This is a genomic window from Vibrio sp. HENC-03, assembly GCF_000305755.2.
GTDB lineage: Bacteria > Pseudomonadota > Gammaproteobacteria > Enterobacterales > Vibrionaceae > Vibrio > Vibrio owensii.
Genome location: NZ_JH976111.1, coordinates 1 through 336 on the forward strand (window position 1 = coordinate 1; position 336 = coordinate 336).

General features: G+C 46.1%; 1 protein-coding gene. It reads left to right on the plus strand.

Annotated elements, in window-relative coordinates; translation table 11 throughout:
- A partial coding sequence (locus tag VCHENC03_RS16895) for an elongation factor Tu (RefSeq protein WP_009705463.1) occupies window positions 1-330 on the plus strand: 330 nt, incomplete at its 5' end.
- Window positions 331-336 lie beyond the last annotated feature (6 nt).

The window sequence follows — 336 nt, forward strand, 5'->3', positions numbered from 1 at the left end:
GAAGTTGAACGTGGTCAAGTACTAGCTAAGCCTGGTTCAATCACTCCACACACTAAGTTCGAGTCAGAAGTATACGTACTTTCTAAAGATGAAGGTGGTCGTCACACTCCATTCTTCAAAGGCTACCGTCCACAGTTCTACTTCCGTACAACTGACGTAACTGGTGACATCTCTCTACCAGAAGGCGTAGAAATGGTAATGCCAGGCGACAACATCCAAATGCAAGTTGAGCTAATCGCTCCAATCGCTATGGACGAAGGTCTACGTTTCGCTATCCGTGAAGGTGGCCGTACTGTAGGTGCTGGTGTTGTTGCTAAGATCTTCGACTAATTCTTA